Source organism: Clostridium sp. AF27-5AA, from assembly GCF_003478415.1.
In the GTDB taxonomy this organism is placed as follows: domain Bacteria; phylum Bacillota; class Clostridia; order Lachnospirales; family Lachnospiraceae; genus Otoolea; species Otoolea fessa.
The window spans coordinates 65,881-88,174 of record NZ_QUFH01000006.1 but is presented as its reverse complement, the minus strand read 5'-3'; the positions used below and the strand labels follow the sequence as shown (position 1 = coordinate 88,174).

Sequence of the window (22,294 nt, the reverse complement as noted above, 5' to 3'; positions counted from 1 at the left end):
TACGAAAACATGGGCCAGCAGGCAAAAATCCCATTGCCGCAGGCAATTTTTAATGGATTTTTGCGCGTGACTGTGAAGGTACTGAACAGTTACGGATTGTCTATATTTTACAGAAATACTGCCAGCTCTTCTAGCGGCTTGCGATCTGCATGCAGCCTGGACGGATGAGCTGTCTCTGCCGGATATCCAAGCGGCAGATAGGCCGTCGGCTGTAAGCCCTTCATCTCTGGGAACTGCTCCAGCAATTTTTCTGGATTGAACATACCAACATACGTTGTTCCCAGTCCCAGTTCTGCTGCCTGCAACATCATCTGGGAAACCGCCAATGTCACATCGATCTCTCCATGGTTTTTCCCGTCCTCTTCCCTTTTCCAGGAAATCTCTGGATCATAGGCTGCTACAATCACAACCGGCGAATGAAAATGACACGCCGTACATGCATCCGCTTTCGCCAGAGCCTCCTCACTCTGCATCACGAAAAAGCGCTGTGGCTGTAAGTTATGTGCCGTCGGGGCTTTGCGTCCTGCCTCCAGCACTTTCTGTAATTTTTCCGCCTCAACCGGGCGGCTGTCAAATTTACGAAGTGAATAACGTGCATCACATAATTCTTCAAATTTCATAGTAATCAAAACTCTCCTTTGTATTGCGACTAATAACTACGAATCCGATCCGAATCCTCTTCTCCCGTTTTCTCGATCTTCCGGATCTCCACCACATAGCTGCTCTTATCGTTGACCTTCACTTCCACCTGGTCACCCACATGGTGTCCTTCGATCGCTTTTCCGAGCGGCGACTCGATGCTGATCCGGTTTTCCAGAGAATTGCCCCGGATGCTCGTTACCAGACGGTATACTTCTTCCTCGTCGTCATCCTCAAAATACAGGGTAACCGTATCATTCATTCCGACCTCATCCGGGCGGGATTCTTCCGATACGATCTTAGCGTGCTTCAGCATATTTTCCAGATAGCGAATACGGCTTTCATTCCGGTTCTTATCCTTCTTAGCAGCATAATATTCGAAGTTTTCGCTCAAGTCACCCTGTGCGCGCGCCTCCTTGACCGCCTCGATCGCCTCTTTGCGGACCACCAGCTTCCGATGGTCGATCTCTTCCTGAATCTTCTTTACATCACTTTCTGTCAGCTGCTCTCTCATGTCTTACTCTGCCAGTCCCTTTTTTTCTATCATTTCTACAACCTGTGCTACATATTTTCCGCAGATTTCATCCGTCGGTGCCTCGACCATCACGCGGATCAGCGGCTCTGTACCACTCGGACGAACTAAGATTCGACCGGTATCGCCCAAGGCATCCGATACCTTCTGAACCTCCGCCTGCACGTCGCGGTCTGCCTGCGCCGCCTCTTTATCCTTGACTCTGACATTTTTCAGAACCTGAGGATAAATCTGCACCTCATCAGCCAGCTTTGCAAGTGTCTCTTTCTTCTCCAGAATCACTTCCATCAGCTTTAATGATGTTAAAATGCCATCTCCGGTCGTCGCGTGCTTGCTGAAAATGATATGGCCCGACTGCTCGCCTCCCAAGCAGTGACCGTTCTGGGACATATTTTCATAGACATACTTATCACCAACCGCCGTCTTCTCATAGGAAATGCCCTCACGCTCAAATGCCTTATAAAGACCGAAGTTCGACATAACCGTGGTGACAACCGTATTGTTGACCAGCGTGTCCTGTTCTTTCATGTATTTTCCACATACATAGAGAATCTTGTCGCCATCCACCAGCTTGCCCTCACTATCCACTGCCAGGCAGCGGTCCGCATCTCCATCATAAGCAAATCCAACATCCAGATGATTTTCAACCACATATTTCTGCAGTCCCCCGATGTGGGTGGAACCGCAATTTGTATTGATATTCAGACCATCCGGCGTGTTGTTGATGACATGTGTCTCCGCGCCCAGTGCGTCGAATACGTTTTTCGCAATCGCGGAAGCGCTTCCGTTTGCACAGTCAAGACCTACCCGCATATTTTTGAAAGACCGTGTTGCCAGGGAAATCAGATAACCGATATAGCGGTTGCGTCCCGCCGCATAGTCAACGGTGCGTCCGATCGCATCGCGCTTGGCAAATGGAATCTCGCCCATCTCGCCATCCAGATACGACTCAATCTTCTCGATCGTCTCCTCCTCCAGTTTCTCGCCGCGTCCGTTGATGACCTTGATTCCGTTGTCATAGTATGGATTGTGGCTTGCGGAGATCATGATACCGCAGTCAAACTCCTCGGTGCGTACAACATACGATACACTCGGAGTGGTTGTCACGTGAAGCAGATAGACATCTGCGCCGGAAGCGGTCAGTCCCGATACCAGCGAATACTCAAACATATAGCTGCTGCGTCTCGTATCCTTGCCGATCACGACCCGGCAGCGATCTGCTTTCGTCTTCTGTCCATAGTACCAGCCCAGGAAACGACCTACTTTATAGGCGTCCTCCACGGTCAGCGTCACATTTGCCTCGCCGCGGAATCCGTCTGTTCCAAAATATTTACCCATTTTGAGAGTTCCTCCTACATCATCAAATACAGAGTCCAAAGGTCATGTACATTTATGGAAATCCCCCACTAACATACATGACCTTCTACGATTTTGATTCCAACCTGAAGAAAATCCTGCAGCCAACGGCGCTTCACACTTTCTGCCGCTGCTGCTTTCTATGTCTGATTGCACATTTTTTACTGAATTTCTTTCAGATAGCGACCTACCGCATCCTGCCAGGACGGAAGGCGCTCAAATCCGTTGTCCGAAAGTTTTTCTTTGCTGATCCGGCTGTTCATCGGGCGTTTTGCCTGACCCGGATAAGCAGCTGTATACTCAGCAGTGCTGACCGGCGTCACCTTGACGTCCATGCCCGCCTGCTTAAAGATCTCAACTGCAAATTCATACCAGCTGCAAAGTCCCTCATTCGTCGCATGGTAACGACCATATTTATCACTCTGAATCATATCAACCAACAGACGCGCCAGATCGTATGTGTAAGTCGGGGAACCGATCTGATCATCCACAACACTGACTGCCCCGCGCTCTTTGCCAACGCGCAGCATCGTCTTGATGAAGTTCTTGCCGTTCACGCCAAATACCCACGCGATACGGACGATGAAAAACTTCTTTACCAGCTCCTCGACTGCCAGCTCGCCCTCATACTTCGACTGACCGTAGGCGTTGAGTGGTTCCCGGTGGTCATCCGGCTCCCACGGGCGGGTGCCCTGACCGTTGAATACATAATCGGTGCTGATGTACATCATTTTGATGTCCAGACCTTTGCAGACCTCAGCGATATTTCTCGTTCCATCTGCATTGACTTTACGGCAGAGTTCCATGTTCTGTTCCGCTGCGTCTACTGCAGTATATGCAGCGCAGTGGATCACTGCATCCGGCTTTGCCTCGGTGATCACGCGGCGGCATGCCTCTGCATCGGTAATATCCATCTCATCGACATCCACACCGATGCCAGTAAGACCCTGTTTTTTCAGCTCATTCATCACGTCATAGCCAAGCTGGCCTTTAACGCCTGTCACTAATACTCTCATTATAATCTATCTCCATACATTTTTTCGAAGTACTGGCTGTACTCACCGCTTAAAATGTGTTTCCACCAGTCCTGATTGTTCAGATACCAGTCGATCGTCTGACGAATGCCGGTGTCAAAATTGTATTTCGGCTTCCAGCCAAGCTCCGTCTCGATCTTGGTCGGATCGATCGCATAACGGCGGTCATGACCCGGACGATCCTTGACGTAACGGATCAGGCTTTCCGGCTTGTCCAGCGCTTTCAGGATGGTTTTAACAACCTCCAGGTTGGTCCTCTCATTATGTCCGCCGATGTTGTAAATCTCACCGACGCGTCCCTTGTGGAGAATCAGATCGATCGCCTCACAATGATCGGATACGTGCAGCCAGTCGCGGACGTTCGCGCCGTCGCCGTATACCGGAAGTTCCTCGTCTGCCAGCGCACGGCTGATCATCAGCGGAATCAGCTTCTCCGGAAAATGATATGGACCGTAGTTGTTGGAGCAGCGGGATACTGTCACCGGAAGTCCGTAGGTTCTATGGTATGCCAATACAAACAGATCCGCACTCGCCTTGGAAGAAGAGTACGGGCTGGAGGTATGAAGCGGGGTTGTCTCCGTGAAGAAGAGATCCGGGCGGTCTAACGGCAGATCGCCGTATACCTCATCGGTCGATACCTGATGATAACGTTTAATTCCATAGGTGCGGCAGGCATCCAGCAGGGTGGTCGTTCCCATGACATTGGTACGGACAAATGCCTCCGGGTCCGTGATGGAACGGTCTACGTGGCTCTCCGCTGCAAAGTTTACAACGACATCTGGTTTTTCCTCTTCAAACAGCTTGAATACAAAGTCGCGGTCTGCGATATCGCCGTGTACAAACTTGTAATTCGGCTTATCCTCTACCGGTTTCAGTGTCTCTAAGTTACCCGCATAGGTCAGAAGATCCAGATTGATGATCTGATACTCCGGGTATTTATTTACCATATGGTGTACGAAGTTTCCGCCGATGAATCCGGCTCCGCCTGTCACGATAATCTTCATTGTTTTAACTCCTTTTAATTCTGATGTATTTTATCAACATATTTCCCATCCAGTACGTCTTTCAGATATTTGCCATACTGGTTTTTCTTGTATACCTCGTATGCCTCCAGCACTTCTTCCTTGCTGATCCAGCCGTTTAAGTACGCAATCTCCTCCAGGCACGCGATCTTGCGGTGCTGGTGGGTCTCTACTGTCTTAACGAAATTGGTTGCCTCAACTAAGGACTCATGTGTACCGGTATCGAGCCAGGTAAAGCCCTGTCCCAGAAGAATGACATCCAGATCGCCATTTTCCAGATAGATGCGGTTCAAATCGGTGATCTCAAGCTCGCCTCTGGCAGACGGTTTTAACTGTTTCGCATACTCTACTACCCGGTTGTCATAGAAATACAGACCCGTTACACAGTAATTGGACTTCGGTTTCTCCGGCTTCTCCTCGATGGAGATCGCCTTGCCCTGGTCGTCAAATTCTACGATACCGAAGCGCTCCGGATCATCGACATAGTAGCCGAATACAGTCGCGCCCTCTTTCTTGGCAGAGGCAGCACGCAGGCGTTTCACAAGTCCCTGACCCTGGAAAATATTGTCCCCCAGAATCATCGCTACGGAATCATCCCCGATGAACTCCTCGCCAATGATAAATGCCTGTGCCAGTCCATCCGGACTTGGCTGCACGGCATAGCTTAAATGTAAACCAAACTGATGTCCATCGCCCAACAATTCCTTAAAACGCGGTGTGTCATCCGGTGTCGAAATAATCAGAATATCCCGGATTCCCGCGTTCATCAGAACGGAGATCGGATAGTAAATCATCGGTTTGTCATAAATCGGAAGCAGCTGTTTGGAAGTTACGCGTGTCAGCGGGTAAAGGCGTGTGCCTGAACCGCCTGCTAAAACGATACCCTTCATATCTTGTTCTCCTCATATGTTTTATTTTCACGCCTCTTTTCTAAAAAAAGGCAGATCTCATCACTATAAGTAATATACCACATTTGCCTGCTGCTTGCAAATTTATTTGCTTTGCACTTCTTCTATGTTTACACGTTTTTTCCCTCTACTGTTCTTGCATTCTACAATCCATAAGCATCATTCATCCACTGCATACACAATCGTCCGCGCATCCGCAAATTCATAACTGCACGTCACAAAGGAATACAAGTGGGAAACCTCCTCGTCTGGCAATTCGCGAAACCGGCATCCCTCCGTCATTTCTTCTATATAAGAATGCATCTCCGACCGATCCGCAAATTCCGTCCTACGCCGTTCCCCCTGACTGCCCGCAGTGAGCGCTGCAATCAGACGGAGTGTCCGCCTTTTCCCATCTGGGAAATAGAGATAAGCCGTCCGATGCTTCTGGAAGAAATCTTCGTCTTTCAGGCGGATCAGCTCGGAAAACCGGCTTCCGTCCTTCATATGATGCCCGTAAAAAATCGAATGAAAATCCGATGCATCCGGTGCACTCTCGCAGTCCAGAAAGACAGTCCCGGCTGGATCTGGTTTTCCATCCAGCCCGATGCTGCGGTACGATTCATTGTCGGTTGTCTGGACAATCGGTTCGTCGATGTGAGTACCGGGAATGCGAATCCAGGCGATGACGTCGGCATTCTGGCATTTTAAGGCTGCGAAATCTGGCTGCCATATCGGCTCTGACGCATCTGAATCAGATTTTCCAGATAAATTCTGCTCTACATTTCCTTCAGATTGGGAATCTCTGTTTTCCGCCCTTCTAACCGCATCCCCCACACCATCCGCCAGAACCAGACATCCAATCACGATCAAAAAAGCACAGAAGATGCGGCGTGCCCAGCGGGCAGCGCCGTCTCCTGTGCGCTTCTTAGTACCCAAATTTTCCTTCCAGCGATTCATCTTCGCGGATCCAATCTTCTACATCGACTTTTCGGTACTCATTTTTCGTATCACGGATATAGACATGTTCAATTCCGGCATTGATTACCATGCGCTTGCACATCGAACAGCAGCTCGATTTTTCCACATACCCGCCGGTTCTCGCATCGACACCGGTCAGATACAGCGACGCGCCGATCATGCGCTCTCTGGAGGCACTGATCAGGGCATTGGCCTCGGCATGGACACTGCGGCACAACTCGTACCGCTCGCCGCGCGGCACATGAAGCTCCTCGCGGATGCAGCGACCGATATCGGAACAGTTTTTCCGTCCGCGCGGGGCGCCCACATAGCCGGTCGAGATAACCTCATCGTTATTCACAATCACTGCCCCGTAGTGCTTTCGCAGACAGGTACTCCGCTGCGAAACCATTTCCGCCAGATCCAAATAATAATTGACTTTATCTCTTCTTTCCATATAGGATCCCCCTTCCGTTTTCTCTAATTCTTTAGATGCCCTCATTCATCTTCGCCAGCTTCGCCGCCTGATCGGCTGCAATTAAGCTGTCAATGATCTCATACAGATCGCCGTCCATGATCGAATCGATCTTATACAAGGTCAGTTTGATGCGGTGCTCGGTCACACGTCCCTGCGGGAAGTTATAGGTACGGATCTTCTCGGAACGGTCACCGGTACCAATCTGGCTGCGGCGTTCTGCCGCTTCCTCGTTCTGGCGTCTCTCCAGCTCCAGATCATATAGCTTGGAACGCAGAAGACGGAACGCCTTTTCCTTGTTCTGTAACTGCGATTTCTCAGTCTGGCTGTAGATCACGATACCGGTCGGAATATGGGTCAGACGTACCGCGGAGTCAGTCGTGTTGACACACTGTCCACCGTTTCCGGACGCACGCATAACGTCAATACGGATATCTTTATCATCGATGACAACGTCCACATCCTCTGCCTCCGGCATCACGGCAACCGTCGCGGTCGAAGTATGGATACGTCCGCCGGACTCGGTCTCCGGCACACGCTGTACGCGGTGGACACCGCTCTCGTACTTCATCTTGGAGTAAGCGCCTTGGCCGGTAATCATGAAAACGACCTCCTTGAAGCCGCCGATTCCATTTTCACTGACGCTGACAAGCTCAGTTTTCCAGCGGTTGCGCTCTGCAAAGCGCACATACATACGGTACAGTTCGGACGCAAATAATGCCGCCTCATCGCCGCCTGCACCTGCACGGATCTCGACGATAACGTTCTTTTCATCGTTCGGATCTTTCGGAAGAAGCAGAATTTTTAATTCCTGCTCCAGATCTTCAATGCGCTTTTTCGCAGCATTTAACTCTTCCTTCGCCATCTCGCGCATCTCCTCGTCGGATTCCTCATCCAGAAGCGCCAGACTGTCCTCTACGTCCTGTTTTGCCTTCTTATACTCTTTATATGCCTCCACAATCGGAGCCAGATCCGACTGCTCCTTCATCAACTTGCGGAAACGATTTGTATCGCTTGCCACTTCCGGGCTGCCGAGCTCTTCCATCAGCTCTTCATAACGGATCAGCAAATCATCCAATCTGTCAAACATGATATCCTCCTCTATCGTCTAACGGTTCCACCGTGCCTTTACCACTCGATCCAGCCCCGGCTCATCCTTTATCACTTCTATCTCCCGATACCCGGCGATGGTCAGTATCCTGCTGACCGCCCCCGCCTGGTCATATCCTATCTCAAAATATACGCAGCCGCCCTTGTTCAGATGTTTGCTGCACTCCAGCGCCAGAACCCGGTAAAAATACAGACCGTCCTCGCTGCCGTCCAGCGCCAGCCGCGGCTCATGGTCGCGTACCTCCGGTTCCAGACTGTCGATCACCGCCGATGGGATATACGGCGGATTCGACACAATCACATCGTACATGACATCCGCCTCCACCGCCTGAAACAGATTGCTCTGCAAAAGTGTCAGGCTGTGTTCCTCGATCTCTGCCTGCAGGCGCGGTCCCTTTGCCAGCCACGTTTTCAGGCGGATGCACCACGGATCCTCCGATACCTGAAACGATTCTGACCGCGCAGTTCCCTTCTGAATCAAAAAGAGACGTCTCGCATTTTTCTTTGCCACGCGCAGCGCCGCCTCGGAAATATCCACCGCCGTCACGTTCTGGTAGCCGCCAAGCACGGCAAGGCTGATCGCGATACAGCCGGATCCGGTACACATATCCAAAAGTTTCAGATCCTTTTCCGGGTAATCCCGAAGAACCCGCTCAACTAACGTCTCCGTATCCTGGCGCGGAATCAGGACATTTTCATCGACAGAAAATGTCATTCCCATAAAATCCTGCATTCCCAGAATCTGCTGCAGTGGAATGCGCTCTGCCCGTTTCTGAAGCATTTCCTGATAGCGCCCATAGCCCTTTTCCAGGCGTTCCGCATGGATCGGACGGTTCTGATCCAGATAATAATGCACCCGGTCAATCCCGAACGCCGCTTCCATCAGATACCAGGCATCCGTTCCTGCGTCCGGCACACCCGCCTCACTTAAGCGCGCGCCGCCCTCATCCAACAGTTCTCTCCAGGTCAGGTCTGTTCTTCCGTTTTCCTCGCTCATCGACTCATCCCCTCTGTCATACCGTGTTCTATTTATGACTCTTCCAGCTGCTTTTCCCAGCCTGGGAAATTCTCCGTCAGGTATTCTCTCCAGTCAAAAACTGCCTCGGTCGCCGCGATCGCCACCTCAATCATCGAGTCATCCGGCTCCTTCGTCGTCAGACCCTGCATCCACATACCCGGACGGCTCACCAGATCCATAAACTTCGAATTGCTCCGTCCGGCGCACTGCAATACCTCATATGATATACCCGCAATGACCGGAACCAGAATAATACGGCTCAGCATCCGCATCCAAATCGTATCGACCCGGATCACCATAAACATCAGAATACTGATCACCATGACAATCAATATGAAACTGGTACCACAGCGCTTGTGCTCCTTCGAGCTCTCGCGCACATATTTTACCGTCAGCGGATGTCCGTGTTCCACACAGTTGATGCACTTGTGCTCCGCCCCGTGGTACATAAATGTCCGCCGGATGTCCTCCATCCGCGAAACGAGTTTAATATAGATAATAAAAATCGCGATCCGGATCACACCTTCCAGCACTGCCATCAGATGATCCGATGTGATAACTCCCTTAAACAGGTTCGCAATTCCCAGCGGCAGGAGCATAAAAATACCAATTGCCAGGATAAACGAAATTACCAGAACAGCTGCCATGATCGCACTCTCCAGCTTCTCGCCGAACACACGATCTAAAAACTGTTCGAATTTTCCCGGCTCTGCATCCTCGTCATCTTCAAAAAAGCTGGCGGAATACGACAGACTCCGCATGCCGATGATCATCGAATCTGCAAACCGGAACACGCCGCGCACAAACGGGAGCTGTAAAATCTTCGCTTTTTTCGTGATACTCTGGTATGTGTCTTTTTTTACTTCTATCTCTTTGTCAGGCCGGCGGACTGCCACTGCATAGTCCTCACCTTTCATCATCATGATGCCTTCAATTACCGCCTGACCGCCAATTCCTGAATACTTCATGCTGTCCTTTCAAAATAAAAAAAGAAGAAAACAAAAAGGCTGAGTTTAATGTCGCCACTAAAACCCAACCTTTACATGGTTCAAACTTATTTGCCTGCGTTGATGCCGTACTTGCGGTTGAACTTATCGATACGTCCGCGGGCAGCGGCTGCTTTCTGCTGGCCTGTGTAGAATGAATGACACTTGGAGCAAACCTCTACGTGGATGTCTTTCTTGGTAGAACCAGTTACGAACTCGTTACCACAGTTGCAAACTACTTTTGCCTGATAATAGGCTGGATGGATTCCTTCTCTCATTTCTTTCACCTCTCTGAATTTTTCATTGCGATTTCCGACCGCTTTTTTAATTGCAAGCCGTCTTAAAACGGCTCTATATAAAGCTCCGCACATCCAGGCACGCTATTCCATCATTTAAGCGTTCCTTCCACTCGTAAGGACGACTCACGCAGATGTCAGAACTACCGTCTGTTAATACAGCCTTATAATTATATCATGGTGTGTACTTTTTAGCAAGCAATTTTATCTATTTTTCAATACTATTTTTCTTCTTACAGTCCTGTTTTCCTGCCTGGAAGAAAGTCCTCACAGATGCGCTATTGATGAAACATGATTTTTAGTAAAATGCCCCCTTTTTCCGCGTGATCTCCACAAATTCCGCATTGTTCTTCGTCTTGGCAAACAGATCCAGGATTCGCTCGACGGTATCCTCCGGTTTCTGCGTGTTGGTCGCCTTGTGGACGATATCGACCGCTTCCGCCTCGGCGGACGAAAGAAGCAGATCATCTCTTCGCGTACCGGAACGCAGGATATCGATCGCCGGGAAGATGCGCTTCTCGGAAAGTTTGCGGTCAAGCACCAGCTCCATGTTGCCGGTTCCCTTAAATTCCTCGTAAATAACATCGTCCATACGGCTGCCCGTCTCAATCAGCGCGGTCGCCAGAATCGTCAGGCTGCCGCCCTCGCGTATATTCCTCGCCGCACCGAAGAAGCGCTTCGGCATATGCAGCGCTGCCGGATCCAAACCACCTGAAAGAGTTCGTCCACTCGGCGGAACCACCAGATTGTAAGCCCTCGCCAGACGGGTGATACTGTCTAAAAGAATCATAACGTCCCTTCCGTGCTCGACAAGGCGCTTCGCCCGTTCTACTACCATCTCCGACACACGTTTATGACGCTCCGGCAGCTCGTCAAACGTCGAATAGATGACCTCGACATTTTCTCCCGTTACCGTCTCACGGATATCTGTCACCTCCTCCGGACGCTCATCGATCAGAAGGATGATCAGGTGCATTTCTGGATGGTTCTTTGTGATGGTCGTCGCCACCTGCTTTAACAGGGTGGTCTTTCCGGCTTTTGGCGGGGATACGATCATGCCTCGCTGTCCTTTTCCGATCGGGGACAGCAGATCCATCACGCGCATCGCCATGGAAGTCTTAACCCCCGGATATTCCAGGTGCAGACGTTCATTTGGGAAAATTGGCGTCAGATTTTCAAAATTCGGGCGTTTTTCCACCACGCTGGTCGGGTATCCATTGACCGAATTAATATATAATAATGCGGCAAATTTCTCCGTCGCCGACTTTACACGACGGCTTCCGCGCACGATATCACCAGTTTTCAGATTAAAACGACGGATCTGGGACGGCGCCACATAGACGTCATTTTCACCCGGCAGGAAGTTTTCACAACGGATAAATCCAAATCCATCCGGCATAACCTCCAGGATTCCGTTCGCCTCGATGCCGCTGTCCAACTCCTGAAATTCATTTTTCAGATCCTCCATGCGTGCATTTTCCACCTCGGTACGGGTGCTTTCCATCTGCTGCACCGGCGCGGTACGTTCCGGCTGACTGTACTCGGAGGCTGCTTCTGCCATCTGCGGTGCCGGTGCGGTATGTTCCGGCTGGCTATACTCGGTTCTTGCGCTCATCGCTTCATTGTAATTGTTACGCGGCACATAGGAATTTCTCTGATACCCCTCTCGCTGCGTGTACTCGCGTCTGCGGTTATCCTGATAACGGGTATTATTATTCTCACGGCGTGTATAGGAGCCGTATTCATTCCGGCGGTATCCGCCTTCGCTGCGGCGCTCATAGCTGGAATTCTGCCCTCCCGCAGCCCGTTCTCCGTTGGCAGATCTCCGCGGCTGCGAATACGTCTGTGCCGATGTATTCTGCCCTGCATCCGTTCTGCGCGGCTGCACGTGCATTTCCGTACTCTCTGTCGGTTCCGCCGATCCAGCCGGATGCTCACTGACAGAAGCCTGGGGCGTTTCTTCTTTCTGTCCCCCTTCCGCCGGCTTCTCAAGTTCGCACAGCCTGTCTATGATCTCCGCCTTTTTCAGGGTGCTGATCCCCTTTAACCCCTGTGCCTTCGCCATTTCCCGAAGCTGCACCAGAGGGAGTGTCTTTAATTTTTCTCTCATATAATTCTCCTTACCCTGTTTAATTGTGTCATATTCTCTGGGATTCAAAAATCAGAAATAAGAAACGTGTGGATGTCTTCCAGGTACTTACACGAAACCGGACAGGCAGATACCTGCCCGGCATACCTTTTTAACATAGCCTTTTATGCTGTGACTGCTCTTTATCCTGCAGCCACCTTGGTTTTATTATAAACGGTTTTCATAAAAATTCAAGTAAACATTTTCTTCATACATATCAATTCAGGAACATAGTAACTGTTCACAGGTAGGAATTTTCTGAACTGAAAATTCCGTACGATAAAGTTCCGGCAGAAGATTTTGCCGATTTGGAATGCGTAGCATCGGCAAAATCCCGTTGCTGGGCACACGTGTGTGAACAGTAACGGAACATATGAAAATTGTTTTCCATCTCAAATCAAAATCCATCTGAAAAGAAGCTTTTCTCATTCAGAGCCCCTCAGGAAGTGCAGCCACTCCCCAATCTTCTTCTCATACCCATTTTCTGACGGGCGGTAAAATGTGCTGCCCTCCAGTCCATCCGGCAGGTACTGCTGCTTCACATAATGGTTCGGATAATCATGTGCATACTTGTACCCGTCGCCATGCCCCAGCTTCTCCGCCCCGCTGTAATGGCAGTCGCGCAGATGGGACGGCACCGTAAAGTTGCCCTTTAACCTGACCGCCTCCTGTGCCTCATCGACCGCCACATACGCCGCGTTGCTCTTCGGCGCGCTCGCCACATAGGTAGCCGCCTGCGACAGGATAATCCGCGCCTCCGGCAGACCAATCCGCTCCACTGCCAGCGCCGCGCTGACCGCAACCTGAATCGCCTGCGGATCCGCATTGCCGACATCCTCCGATGCACAGATCATGATACGCCGCGCAATAAATTTGATATCCTCGCCTGCATCCAGCATCTTCGCCAGATAATAAACTGCCGCATCCGGATCGGTACCGCGCATACTCTTGATAAACGCTGAGATCGTATCGTAATGGTTGTCCCCCGTCTTGTCATACTTCACGGCACGGCGCTGGATGCACTCCTGTGCTACATCGAGTGTGATGTGAATCAGGCCATCTTCACTCCGTTCCGTTGTGAGAATACCAAGCTCGATCGCATTGAGCGCCGCGCGCGCGTCTCCGCCTGCCATATCGGCCAGAAAATCGAGCGCCTCGTCCGTCGCCTCCGCGCGATAGCTTCCCATACCCTTTTCCTTGTCATGGAGCGCCCGCTCTAAAAGCTCGCGGATATCCGCATTTTCCAACGGTTTCAGCTCAAAAATACGGGATCGGGAAATCAGCGCTCCGTTGACCTCAAAATACGGATTCTCCGTCGTCGCACCAATGAGCAGAATCGTACCATCCTCAACAAACGGCAGAAGATAGTCCTGCTGCCCCTTATTAAAGCGGTGAATCTCGTCGATAAACAGGATCGTGCGCTTTCCGTACATCCCCAGTGCATCCTTGGCATCCTGCACGACCTGTTCCATATCTTTTTTCCCCGCCACCGTCGCGTTGAGCTGCTCAAAACGCGCGCTCGTCGTGTTGGCAATCACGCGCGCCAGCGTCGTTTTGCCCGTTCCGGGCGGTCCGTAAAAAATCAGCGATCCGAGCTTATCCGCCTGGATCGCCCGGTACAAAAGCTTATCCTTTCCTATGATATGCTTCTGTCCCACCACCTCGTCAAGCGTGGACGGGCGCAGCCTGGATGCCAGCGGTGCCTCCTGCTCGATCGTATTTTTCCGCATATAATCAAATAAATCCATCGTATCCTCTCAATCAATCAGACATTCTTCTATTGTAACAAAAGTATATCCCTCCGCCGTCAATGTGTCAATCGTTTCAAGCGCTGCATCGACCGAAGTCTGATATGCATCATGCATCAGCACCACCGTGTGAACCGCCGCATTTTTACAGATATGCTTCACAATCCGCGCCGTATTCCGGCTTTTCCAATCCAGCGTATCGACGTCCCAGAACACCGGCGTCATCGACACTCTCTCCTGAAGCTCCGTACTCCATGAACCATACGGCGGACGTATGTATTCCGGACGTTTTCCCGTGACCGCCTCGATCCAATCGGCCGTCTCCCGAATCTCCTCCACGCTCTTTTCAATCGGCTGGCGCGCCAGATCCACATGTGCCATGCAGTGAACCCCGATGAGATGACCGTCTTTAGCCATCTGTCGCACCAGTTCCTCATTACCCGGAATATTTTCCCCGACCAGAAAAAAAGAGGCTTTCACGCCCCTCTCGCGCAAGCCGTCCAGCAGCTTTTTCGTGTACACCCTGTGCGGTCCGTCGTCGAAGGTCAGCGCCAGCTCCCCGCCGGAAAAGCATTCCAGGGAGGAAACCGTCTGGTCCGCCTGCTCCACTTCCGCCAAATCTTCCCACTGCATCCCCACTGCCAGCCTGCACACGATTCCTAAGAAACACAGATCCAGCAGCACTGCCGTGCACAGGCAGAGCAGTTTTTTCCTCATGGAACCCTTATTTTGAATGATCCGATTTACCATTTTAGACGTGTCAGCCCTGAACTGTGACAGGGCATCCCCTTTATATTTGCGTTTCCGCTTCCATGTATTATATGAACGCAAAAAAGGATCCAGACCTCCGCATTTCTGTCAGGTCTGAATCCTCTTTTTCTATTTAATGTGCTCTCGGAATCTTTCCGCCAGCCGCAAAAGCAAGTGCAGGAACGACTCCGAGCGTACATTTTAACCTACTAGCGCCGAAATACCAAAGTAGGACAGCACCACGATACCAAGCACAATCCGATAATATCCGAAAAACTTGAAATCATGCTTGCGGACATATCCCATTAGGAACTTGATCGAGTACACGGACACGCCAAATGCGACCACCATACCAAGAACCAGATAAATGAACTCCGCGAAAGAAAATCCGCCGCCCTGAATGAAAAATTTCACAATCTTTAAAAAACTCGCACCGAACATAACCGGAATCCCAAGGAAGAATGAAAATTCTGCCGCCGCCGGACGTGAACAGCCGATCAGCATCGCGCCCAGAATCGTCGCGCCCGAACGGGAAGTACCCGGAATCATCGCCAGCACCTGGAAACAGCCGATCAGCGCCGCTGTCTGGAACGAAATCTGCGTCACGCGCTCAATCGGAAAATGACGGTGCACGTTTCGATTTTCCAGTACGATAAACAAAACGCCGTAGAGAATCAGCATCGCTGCTACGACATAGCCGTTCATCAGCTTATCCATGAAATGGTCAAGCGGAAGCCCAATCACTGCTGCCGGAATGCAGGCTATAATAATTTTTATCCACAAACGGATTGTACCGCGCTTCTGCGCCATCGATTTGTGCGGTGAAAACGGATTCAATTTATTGAAATACAGCACCATAACCGCCAGAATCGCACCCAGCTGGATGACAACCATAAACACTTCCCGGTACGCCTCGCTGACATCCAGATGGATGATCTCATCCACCAGAATCATATGCCCGGTACTGCTGATCGGAAGCCATTCCGTGAAACCTTCCACGATTCCCAGTACAATTACTTTTAAAATCTCAACAAAACTCATGTCTGCTCCTTCCTACACGTTTTCTATCTGCCAGTCGATCGGGGCAACACCATGTTTTTTTAAAAATTCATTGGTCTTGCTGAATGGGCGGCTGCCGAAAAATCCGCGGTACGCAGACAGCGGGCTCGGATGCGGTGCTTCGAGAATCAGATGCTTCGGATTATTAAGCATCGATTTCTTCGCTTGTGCCGGACGTCCCCACAGAATAAATACCATCGGACGGTCCTGCTCATTTAAGATCTTGATCGCAGCGTCCGTAAACTCCTCCCAGCCGATTCCACGGTGGGAATTAGCCTGATGCGCGCGGACGGTCAGAACTGTGTTCAGCAGCATGACTCCCTGCTTCGCCCATTTCGTCAGATAGCCATTGTTCGGGATGTAACAGCCGAGATCATCGTGCAATTCCTGATAAATATTCACCAGGGACGGCGGGATTTCCACATCCGGCTTTACCGAAAAGCAAAGCCCATGCGCCTGTCCCGGACCATGGTAGGGATCCTGACCTAAAATAACCATCTTTACCTCGGAAAGAGGGGTAAAATCAAATGCATTGAAAATATCATTCGCATCCGGATATACAACATGCGTCTCATATTCCCGTTTCACAGTATCGTATAACTTTCTGTAATATGGCTTTTTAAACTCTCCGCTGAGCGGAGCCAGCCAGTCATTACTGATTGCTCCCATTGCCCTATCCTCTCGTCCATGTCATTTTCTGTCGTTTTCTGTCAAACGATGGTTCCATTTTAGCACAATCGAAGCGGTTTCTCAAGTTTTGCTTTCCAAATGTCCCCTCCGCAGATAAGTGGACGTTACTGTTCACGCATACGTGCCCAGTAACTAAGCGGACTCTCAATCGCAGGAAGCAAAATTGCGGATAAAGCCGACCGAATTCTGCGGAATCGATACGGTCCTCTCCTGAATATCTCCGACAATCTGGTAAAACTTCTGGTTTATCCGATACATATGCGATTTGCGGTTAAAAAAGACCGTCTTTTCAAAGGGCCAGCGGATGACGGTCGGCGTCTTGAAATCCACTCCCAGCTCAAGAATCAGAAGCGCATGGTTTAAGGTTCCAGCCAGCCATTCCCGGTAGAGATTCCAGCTTTTCAAATAACCTTCCTCGATATACGGATTCGCCAGAACTGTGTTTTCTGTCAGCGGCGCCCCACAGTGCGGGCAGATACCATCCGCCACCTCGCCGCGCTCCCAGATATCCTTCGTACAGCCTTTCGAACACTGAAGCCAGTTCACATTACCGCACGGCGCCGTGATTTTCGTCTCATCCAACGGGCTTTCAAAGATGCGCGCATCCTTTGCGGTTGTCACGATAAAATAATCCTTCCCCTCTGTCATCGATGCCAGCGCCCGGTATGCCTCCTGTACCTCCGCGCCTCCCGCCTTCTCCCATTCGCTTCCAAGCCCAATCAGCAGAAATTCGCACGCCTTAAGCCGTTCCCGAAGCGTTTTAAGTTCCTCATCTGCTGCCGTTTCATTTCTTGTCTTCTCTGCCATCTTGATTTGATTCCCCCGTTTAAAAAAGAGTCTGCATCTTCGCGGAGCGTTTTTTATTTCATAGGACGCAATTTCCCATGAAATAAAAAGAGCCCGGCATGCGCTCACGCACACGCCAGACTCTCCATCTGTAATGCAATTAGCTCTATGCGAAATTACTTAAATTACTTTAAGGTAACTTTAGCGCCTTCAGCCTCTAATTTAGTCTTGATCTCCTCAGCCTCTTCCTTGGAAGCGCCAGCCTTAACTACCTTCGGAGCACCGTCAACTACTTCCTTAGCCTCTTTCAGACCAAGACCTGTAGCTTCACGAACTACCTTGATAACTTTAACTTTGTTCGGGCCAACCTCTGTCAGCTCTACGTCGAACTCAGTCTTCTCTTCTGCTGCCTCAGCTGCACCTGCTGCTGCTACAACAACGCCTGCTGCTGCGGATACACCGAACTCTTCCTCGCAAGCTTTTACTAAATCGTTTAACTCTAATACGGATAATTCTTTGATTGCCTCAATGAACTCAGCTGTTGTTAACTTTGCCATTTTAATATTCCTCCTGTGATTGAATTTTAAATCGACCTTATGCGGCCTCTTGCTTTACTATGCGGCTCTCACGCACCTTACACCCTGCTTTGCAGGTAAGGGTCTTATGCCTCCTGCTGCTCTGCGATCTGTTTGATAACACGAGCGAAGTTTGTGATCGGAGACTGCATGCTTCCAAGAAGTTTTCCAAGAAGAACTTCTCTGGACGGGATGGTTGCGATAACCTGCATGCCCTTTGCATCGTAGTAAGTATCCTCTACAACGCCGCCCTTGATCTCAAGCTTGTCTGCTTTTTTAGCGAACTCAGCTAAAATTCTTGCCGGAGCTGTAGCATCCTCTTTGGATACAGCCAGAGCGGTCGGACCCTCCAGATTCGGCTCCAGAGCCTCGAACGCGGTACCCTTAGCAGCGAAACGAATCATGGTGTTCTTATATACTTTATAAGTAACACCAGCTTCTCTTAACTGCTTACGGAGCTGTGTGTCCTGCTCAACTGTCAGTCCACGGTAGTCAACTACTACTGCGCCCTTAGCGCCGTTGAATAATTCTGCGATTTCAGCAACAACCGGCTGCTTTAATTCAACTTTTGCCATGATTGGTTTACCTCCTGTTTTATTTCTATAACCGCCTGGTAAACGTTTTCTGTAAAATAAAATCCCTCCGTCACTCGCAGGACAGGGGGATAGAAATATACAACGATATCAGTTCCCTCGGCAGGCGTATTAACCTTATGCCTTTCGGCACCTGCTGTCTTCGGCAGTTAAACACGATAAATACTATAACATAGAAGTCAAGGGTTGTCAATAGACCTATTAACTTTTTTTATTTTTTAAAAATGCAGCCGCAACCTCCATATCCTCCGGCGTTGTCACCTTGATATTCCGGTAAGAACCTTCGGTCAGGCGTACCTTGTGATCGGTCATCGTCTCGACCACCATCGCATCATCCGTCACTCCCTGCTGGTACTCTTCCCGACTCATCATCTTGTCATACGCCGCGCGGATCAGCGGGTAAGTAAATCCCTGCGGTGTCTGAATCATCCAGACATGCGCCCGTTCCGGCGTCACAGAGGCAAATCCGTCCGCATCCGCCAGTTTGACCGTATCCTTTGACGGCATGCCTGCCACTGCTGCGCTATAACTTCGTATATCTGATACGATACGTTCAATCATCGGCTCGTCCACAAACGGACGCGCCCCGTCATGAATCAGGACGCAGTCCCCCTCCCCATAGGAAAACTGGCTGCCGAGCGCCTTTAAACCCTCGTAGACCGAATGGTAGCGCTCTTTTCCGCCCGCAACGATAGCGCGCACCTTGGAAAATCCATATTTTCCTACAATCTCGTCCCGGCAGTACGCGATCTCATCCGCCCCGGTCACCAGAATCACATCATCGACCCGGCTCTCCTCAAACGCGTGAAGTGCATACCAGATGACCGGCTTTTCCTCCAGAAGGAGAAACTGCTTCTGAATCTTGCTTTTCATCCGTTTTCCCTGTCCGGCTGCCAGAACGATAGCGGCGGTGCGGGTCGGATGCGGTGTAATTTTCTCTTTCCCAAATTGATCCAATGTATGTTCCATCTCGTTTCTCCTCCATGCCAGAACAATCTCTTAAAACACTCTTTTTCCACCTTTTGTCAAATCAATATTTTTAAAAAACTAACCGCAAAACAATTCTTCCTGAAAAAATTTGTATTATCTCTCGCCCAGCTTCAAATTCGGCACCGCATTCAGATCCCAGCCTGCGCGCGCGCCCTTCTTATATTCATAGTACGCCGCCGCGCCGATCATCGCCGCATTGTCCGTACAGAAGATCGGTGACGGATGGAAGAACTGGATGCCCGCCTCTTTACAGGCCTTCTCCATGCCCGCCCGGAGAGCGGAGTTGGATGCCACACCGCCGGCGATCGCCACGCGCTTATAGCCGTGCTGTTTCGCCGCCTCGATCGTGCGCGATACCAATACTTCCACAACCGCATTCTGGAACGAAGCCGCCAGATCCGGCACGTTGATCTCCTCGCCCATCATTTTCGCATGGTTAATATAATTTAAGACCGCCGATTTTAAGCCGCTGAAGCTGAAATCATATGGATTGTCGCCCACTTTTGCCCGTGGAAACTCAATCGCATGTGGATTCCCCTCTTTTGCCGCCTTATCGACCTTCGGGCCGCCCGGATAACCGAGCCCGACCGCGCGTGCCACCTTGTCAAAGGCCTCGCCTGCTGCATCGTCTCGGGTGCGTCCCAGAATCTCAAATTCGCCATAATCTTTCACAATCACCAGATGTGTATGTCCGCCTGACACGATCAGGCACATGAACGGCGGTTCCAGATCCGGATTTTCGATGAAATTTGCCGATACGTGCCCCTCGATATGGTGTACGCCGACCAGCGGCTTCTTCGCCGCATACGCGAGTGCTTTGGCTTCCGCCACACCGACCAAAAGCGCGCCAACCAGCCCTGGACCGTAGGTAACTGCAATCGCCGTCACCTCCTCCAGACTCATATGTGCCTCTGTCAGCGCCTCTTCAATAACCTGGTTGATCTTCTCGATATGCTTTCTCGACGCAATCTCCGGCACAACGCCGCCAAACAGCGTGTGAAGATCGATCTGGGAAGATATGATATTGGAAAGAACGGTACGTCCGTTTTTCACGACTGAAGCTGCCGTCTCATCACAGGAACTCTCGATTGCAAGAATGTAAACATCTTCTGATGGGTGTCCGTTTTCTGTATCACGCACGGAAATCTCTGCCCCCGATACCGGAGCTTTCCCTGATCCCCGTTCCAATGCTCCTGAAACTGGCATTTCCATCCGTTCTTCCTTCTTTTCTTCTATATTCTCTCTCTTTTCTTCCGTCTGCATCGCCCTTACTCCTCATCAAATCCCAGCTCTGCCGTCCAGCCATCGCGGGCGGCTTTCGCTCTCGGGAATATCTCACGCACTTTATCCATATAATCATCCGGACGGATGAGCGACGGGCTGTAATGAGTCAGCCACATTTCCTTCGGCTGGGCCTCCTTCGCCAGGTGCGCCGCCTCCTGGAATGTCATATGCTTGTATTCTCTCGCCTTGGCTTCTTTCCCGTCCTCGCCGTACATGCCTTCACAGATAAACAGATCCGCATCCTTCGCGTACTCCGCAATTACCGGAAGCGGTCTCGTATCGGTACAGTATGCCACCTTGATTCCCTTCCGGTCACCTCCGAGCACCATATCCGGTGTCAGCGTTCTGCCTTCCTCCTCGATCGTCTCCCCCTTCTGCAGACGGCTCCAGAACTTCTGCGGAATCTCCTGCGCCCGCGCGCGTTCCACATCGAACCGTCCCTTTCTCGGAATCGAAATCGAGTACCCATAACAGGTCACATTATGGTTGACCCGGTACGCATCGATCACATACGGTCCAATCTGAAGCTGCTGTCTCGGCTCCGTCAGCTCGATAAACTCAAGCGGAAACGGCAGTTCCGGCGCGATCGTCCGCAGTGCCGTCACCACGCGTTCCAGTCCCTTCGGTCCAATCATCGTGATCGGCTCTGTCCGCTCCGCATTTCCCATCGTCAACAAAAGTCCCGGCAGACCGCTGATATGATCCGCGTGATAATGTGTAAAACAAATCACATCCACCGGCTTCGGGCTCCAGCCCTTTTCCTTCAACGCAATCTGCGTGCCTTCCCCGCAGTCTATCAGCAAATTGCTGCCCGAGCAGCGGACCATCAAAGCCGTCAGCCACCGATACGGCAGCGGCATCATCCCGCCCGTTCCCAGCAAACATACATCTAACATGAAACATCCTCTTTTCTATTAAATAAATGATTCATAATAAATCTTTTTAATTAAAAGTCATGCAAAAAGCTGTCAAAACAGCTTTCCCCCTAACTCCCATATCATTTAATAATATCATAAAGAAATACTATGTTGCAAGCCAGAAATTCAGCAATCCAATTCACAGGAGAGACGCAGATGGCGCACCGCCTGTCCCGCGTTTCTCCGTCCTCCTCACGACTCTACAATAGTTCCGTCCTCTCCTCCTTATCTGCCTCAATCAGAAATTCCCGCGTCACTCCATCATAGCACTCCTCGCACAGATCAAAATGATGCACCTCCCCATCTTTCTCCGAAAAATAGTCCCATGCCACATCAAAATGCGCCGCTCCTTCGCGCAGAATGCCTTCTTTCACCGCCAGCTTCTTTCCGCACCGGTTGCAGACAACCGACAGAAGAATGCCGCTCTCTCCATATTTTCTCATGCTCTCCTCGCCTTTC

The 22,294-nt window shown here is 50.7% G+C and carries 24 protein-coding genes and 1 other annotated feature; all 24 genes read right to left on the bottom strand.

The window, feature by feature from the left end; translation table 11 throughout:
* Nucleotides 1-107: 107 nt before the first annotated feature.
* The 24 genes from DWY89_RS08055 to DWY89_RS07940 all read right to left on the bottom strand — a co-directional run bounded on the left by DWY89_RS08055 (nucleotide 108) and on the right by DWY89_RS07940 (nucleotide 22,278).
* Nucleotides 108-620, bottom strand: coding sequence for a nitroreductase family protein (locus DWY89_RS08055; RefSeq protein ID WP_117796070.1), 513 nt, complete (start codon nucleotides 618-620; stop codon nucleotides 108-110).
* 29 nt (nucleotides 621-649) lie between these two features.
* Entirely contained in the window at nucleotides 650-1,153 is a 504-nt protein-coding gene (gene greA / locus DWY89_RS08050; RefSeq protein ID WP_022360596.1) for a transcription elongation factor GreA, read from the bottom strand.
* Nucleotides 1,154-1,156: 3 nt separating this feature from the next.
* Nucleotides 1,157-2,509, bottom strand: coding sequence for a phosphoglucosamine mutase (gene glmM, locus DWY89_RS08045; protein WP_118523295.1), 1,353 nt, complete (start codon nucleotides 2,507-2,509; stop codon nucleotides 1,157-1,159).
* A 179-nt stretch (nucleotides 2,510-2,688) separates the two neighbouring features.
* Nucleotides 2,689-3,543, bottom strand: a complete 855-nt coding sequence (gene rfbD, locus DWY89_RS08040; RefSeq protein WP_107001395.1) for a dTDP-4-dehydrorhamnose reductase — start codon at nucleotides 3,541-3,543, stop codon at nucleotides 2,689-2,691.
* On the bottom strand, nucleotides 3,543-4,565 hold the full coding sequence (rfbB, locus tag DWY89_RS08035) for a dTDP-glucose 4,6-dehydratase (RefSeq protein ID WP_118293369.1): 1,023 nt from the start codon (nucleotides 4,563-4,565) through the stop codon (nucleotides 3,543-3,545). Before rfbB ends, rfbD begins: the two co-directional genes overlap by 1 nt.
* Nucleotides 4,566-4,579: 14 nt before the next feature.
* Complete coding sequence (gene rfbA / locus DWY89_RS08030) at nucleotides 4,580-5,473, bottom strand: glucose-1-phosphate thymidylyltransferase RfbA (RefSeq protein ID WP_022360600.1); 894 nt, start codon at nucleotides 5,471-5,473, stop codon at nucleotides 4,580-4,582.
* 177 nt (nucleotides 5,474-5,650) lie between these two features.
* Nucleotides 5,651-6,409 (bottom strand): class B sortase, encoded by a 759-nt coding sequence (locus tag DWY89_RS08025; protein ID WP_182434536.1) that lies wholly within the window; start codon nucleotides 6,407-6,409, stop codon nucleotides 5,651-5,653.
* A complete protein-coding gene (locus DWY89_RS08020; RefSeq protein ID WP_022360603.1) occupies nucleotides 6,399-6,887 on the bottom strand; it encodes a deaminase in 489 nt (162 codons plus the stop codon). Before DWY89_RS08020 ends, DWY89_RS08025 begins: the two co-directional genes overlap by 11 nt.
* Nucleotides 6,888-6,918: 31 nt before the next feature.
* The gene (gene prfA, locus DWY89_RS08015) at nucleotides 6,919-7,995 is read right to left on the bottom strand and encodes a peptide chain release factor 1 (protein ID WP_107001390.1); all 1,077 of its coding nucleotides are present in this window, start codon (nucleotides 7,993-7,995) and stop codon (nucleotides 6,919-6,921) included.
* 18 nt (nucleotides 7,996-8,013) lie between these two features.
* On the bottom strand, nucleotides 8,014-9,012 hold the full coding sequence (locus tag DWY89_RS08010) for a HemK/PrmC family methyltransferase (protein ID WP_118523297.1): 999 nt from the start codon (nucleotides 9,010-9,012) through the stop codon (nucleotides 8,014-8,016).
* A gap of 32 nt (nucleotides 9,013-9,044) precedes the next feature.
* A complete protein-coding gene (locus tag DWY89_RS08005) occupies nucleotides 9,045-10,001 on the bottom strand; it encodes a DUF1385 domain-containing protein (protein ID WP_118524576.1) in 957 nt (318 codons plus the stop codon).
* An 86-nt stretch (nucleotides 10,002-10,087) separates the two neighbouring features.
* The gene (rpmE, locus tag DWY89_RS08000; RefSeq protein ID WP_022360607.1) at nucleotides 10,088-10,297 is read right to left on the bottom strand and encodes a 50S ribosomal protein L31; all 210 of its coding nucleotides are present in this window, start codon (nucleotides 10,295-10,297) and stop codon (nucleotides 10,088-10,090) included.
* A 316-nt stretch (nucleotides 10,298-10,613) separates the two neighbouring features.
* Nucleotides 10,614-12,425 carry a transcription termination factor Rho gene (gene rho / locus DWY89_RS07995; RefSeq protein ID WP_118523298.1) on the bottom strand — a complete coding sequence of 604 codons (1,812 nt, stop codon included), beginning with the start codon at nucleotides 12,423-12,425 and terminating at the stop codon, nucleotides 10,614-10,616.
* Between the two features lie 443 nt (nucleotides 12,426-12,868).
* Nucleotides 12,869-14,191 (bottom strand): replication-associated recombination protein A, encoded by a 1,323-nt coding sequence (locus tag DWY89_RS07990; protein ID WP_118523299.1) that lies wholly within the window; start codon nucleotides 14,189-14,191, stop codon nucleotides 12,869-12,871.
* A gap of 9 nt (nucleotides 14,192-14,200) precedes the next feature.
* A complete protein-coding gene (locus tag DWY89_RS07985; protein WP_182434534.1) occupies nucleotides 14,201-14,908 on the bottom strand; it encodes a polysaccharide deacetylase family protein in 708 nt (235 codons plus the stop codon).
* A gap of 234 nt (nucleotides 14,909-15,142) precedes the next feature.
* The gene (locus DWY89_RS07980) at nucleotides 15,143-15,982 is read right to left on the bottom strand and encodes an undecaprenyl-diphosphate phosphatase (protein WP_022360611.1); all 840 of its coding nucleotides are present in this window, start codon (nucleotides 15,980-15,982) and stop codon (nucleotides 15,143-15,145) included.
* Between the two features lie 12 nt (nucleotides 15,983-15,994).
* Nucleotides 15,995-16,669 carry a uracil-DNA glycosylase gene (locus tag DWY89_RS07975; protein ID WP_118524575.1) on the bottom strand — a complete coding sequence of 225 codons (675 nt, stop codon included), beginning with the start codon at nucleotides 16,667-16,669 and terminating at the stop codon, nucleotides 15,995-15,997.
* A gap of 165 nt (nucleotides 16,670-16,834) precedes the next feature.
* Complete coding sequence (locus DWY89_RS07970) at nucleotides 16,835-17,497, bottom strand: hypothetical protein (RefSeq protein ID WP_118523302.1); 663 nt, start codon at nucleotides 17,495-17,497, stop codon at nucleotides 16,835-16,837.
* Between the two features lie 164 nt (nucleotides 17,498-17,661).
* Nucleotides 17,662-18,033 carry a 50S ribosomal protein L7/L12 gene (gene rplL / locus DWY89_RS07965; RefSeq protein WP_118523303.1) on the bottom strand — a complete coding sequence of 124 codons (372 nt, stop codon included), beginning with the start codon at nucleotides 18,031-18,033 and terminating at the stop codon, nucleotides 17,662-17,664.
* Between the two features lie 104 nt (nucleotides 18,034-18,137).
* The gene (gene rplJ, locus DWY89_RS07960) at nucleotides 18,138-18,626 is read right to left on the bottom strand and encodes a 50S ribosomal protein L10 (protein ID WP_022360614.1); all 489 of its coding nucleotides are present in this window, start codon (nucleotides 18,624-18,626) and stop codon (nucleotides 18,138-18,140) included.
* A 47-nt stretch (nucleotides 18,627-18,673) separates the two neighbouring features.
* Nucleotides 18,674-18,808 (bottom strand) — a sequence feature (ribosomal protein L10 leader region).
* 37 nt (nucleotides 18,809-18,845) lie between these two features.
* On the bottom strand, nucleotides 18,846-19,613 hold the full coding sequence (gene ispD, locus DWY89_RS07955) for a 2-C-methyl-D-erythritol 4-phosphate cytidylyltransferase (RefSeq protein WP_118523304.1): 768 nt from the start codon (nucleotides 19,611-19,613) through the stop codon (nucleotides 18,846-18,848).
* A gap of 114 nt (nucleotides 19,614-19,727) precedes the next feature.
* Nucleotides 19,728-20,897, bottom strand: coding sequence for a tRNA (adenosine(37)-N6)-threonylcarbamoyltransferase complex transferase subunit TsaD (gene tsaD / locus DWY89_RS07950; RefSeq protein WP_243022797.1), 1,170 nt, complete (start codon nucleotides 20,895-20,897; stop codon nucleotides 19,728-19,730).
* A gap of 5 nt (nucleotides 20,898-20,902) precedes the next feature.
* On the bottom strand, nucleotides 20,903-21,814 hold the full coding sequence (locus DWY89_RS07945; protein WP_022360617.1) for a ribonuclease Z: 912 nt from the start codon (nucleotides 21,812-21,814) through the stop codon (nucleotides 20,903-20,905).
* Nucleotides 21,815-22,035: 221 nt separating this feature from the next.
* Nucleotides 22,036-22,278, bottom strand: a complete 243-nt coding sequence (locus tag DWY89_RS07940) for a hypothetical protein (protein ID WP_181357235.1) — start codon at nucleotides 22,276-22,278, stop codon at nucleotides 22,036-22,038.
* Between the last annotated feature and the right edge of the window lie 16 nt (nucleotides 22,279-22,294).

Excerpts from the sequence above, each read along its gene's own strand:
- rfbA (WP_022360600.1), bottom strand. The coding sequence starts at position 5,473 with ATGAAGGGTATCGTTTTAGCAGGCGGTTCAGGCACACGCCTTTACCCG.
- DWY89_RS07940 (WP_181357235.1), bottom strand. The coding sequence starts at position 22,278 with ATGAGAAAATATGGAGAGAGCGGCATTCTTCTGTCGGTTGTCTGCAAC.
- DWY89_RS07990 (WP_118523299.1), bottom strand. The coding sequence starts at position 14,191 with ATGGATTTATTTGATTATATGCGGAAAAATACGATCGAGCAGGAGGCA.
- DWY89_RS08005 (WP_118524576.1), bottom strand. The coding sequence starts at position 10,001 with ATGAAGTATTCAGGAATTGGCGGTCAGGCGGTAATTGAAGGCATCATG.
- greA (WP_022360596.1), bottom strand. The coding sequence starts at position 1,153 with ATGAGAGAGCAGCTGACAGAAAGTGATGTAAAGAAGATTCAGGAAGAG.
- DWY89_RS07970 (WP_118523302.1), bottom strand. The coding sequence starts at position 17,497 with ATGGCAGAGAAGACAAGAAATGAAACGGCAGCAGATGAGGAACTTAAA.
- DWY89_RS07975 (WP_118524575.1), bottom strand. The coding sequence starts at position 16,669 with ATGGGAGCAATCAGTAATGACTGGCTGGCTCCGCTCAGCGGAGAGTTT.
- DWY89_RS07985 (WP_182434534.1), bottom strand. The coding sequence starts at position 14,908 with ATGAGGAAAAAACTGCTCTGCCTGTGCACGGCAGTGCTGCTGGATCTG.
- DWY89_RS07945 (WP_022360617.1), bottom strand. The coding sequence starts at position 21,814 with ATGTTAGATGTATGTTTGCTGGGAACGGGCGGGATGATGCCGCTGCCG.
- DWY89_RS08010 (WP_118523297.1), bottom strand. The coding sequence starts at position 9,012 with ATGAGCGAGGAAAACGGAAGAACAGACCTGACCTGGAGAGAACTGTTG.
- tsaD (WP_243022797.1), bottom strand. The coding sequence starts at position 20,897 with ATGCAGACGGAAGAAAAGAGAGAGAATATAGAAGAAAAGAAGGAAGAA.
- rho (WP_118523298.1), bottom strand. The coding sequence starts at position 12,425 with ATGAGAGAAAAATTAAAGACACTCCCTCTGGTGCAGCTTCGGGAAATG.
- DWY89_RS08055 (WP_117796070.1), bottom strand. The coding sequence starts at position 620 with ATGAAATTTGAAGAATTATGTGATGCACGTTATTCACTTCGTAAATTT.
- rfbB (WP_118293369.1), bottom strand. The coding sequence starts at position 4,565 with ATGAAGATTATCGTGACAGGCGGAGCCGGATTCATCGGCGGAAACTTC.
- rplL (WP_118523303.1), bottom strand. The coding sequence starts at position 18,033 with ATGGCAAAGTTAACAACAGCTGAGTTCATTGAGGCAATCAAAGAATTA.
- glmM (WP_118523295.1), bottom strand. The coding sequence starts at position 2,509 with ATGGGTAAATATTTTGGAACAGACGGATTCCGCGGCGAGGCAAATGTG.
- ispD (WP_118523304.1), bottom strand. The coding sequence starts at position 19,613 with ATGGAACATACATTGGATCAATTTGGGAAAGAGAAAATTACACCGCAT.
- DWY89_RS07980 (WP_022360611.1), bottom strand. The coding sequence starts at position 15,982 with ATGAGTTTTGTTGAGATTTTAAAAGTAATTGTACTGGGAATCGTGGAA.
- DWY89_RS08020 (WP_022360603.1), bottom strand. The coding sequence starts at position 6,887 with ATGGAAAGAAGAGATAAAGTCAATTATTATTTGGATCTGGCGGAAATG.
- rplJ (WP_022360614.1), bottom strand. The coding sequence starts at position 18,626 with ATGGCAAAAGTTGAATTAAAGCAGCCGGTTGTTGCTGAAATCGCAGAA.
- rfbD (WP_107001395.1), bottom strand. The coding sequence starts at position 3,543 with ATGAGAGTATTAGTGACAGGCGTTAAAGGCCAGCTTGGCTATGACGTG.
- prfA (WP_107001390.1), bottom strand. The coding sequence starts at position 7,995 with ATGTTTGACAGATTGGATGATTTGCTGATCCGTTATGAAGAGCTGATG.
- rpmE (WP_022360607.1), bottom strand. The coding sequence starts at position 10,297 with ATGAGAGAAGGAATCCATCCAGCCTATTATCAGGCAAAAGTAGTTTGC.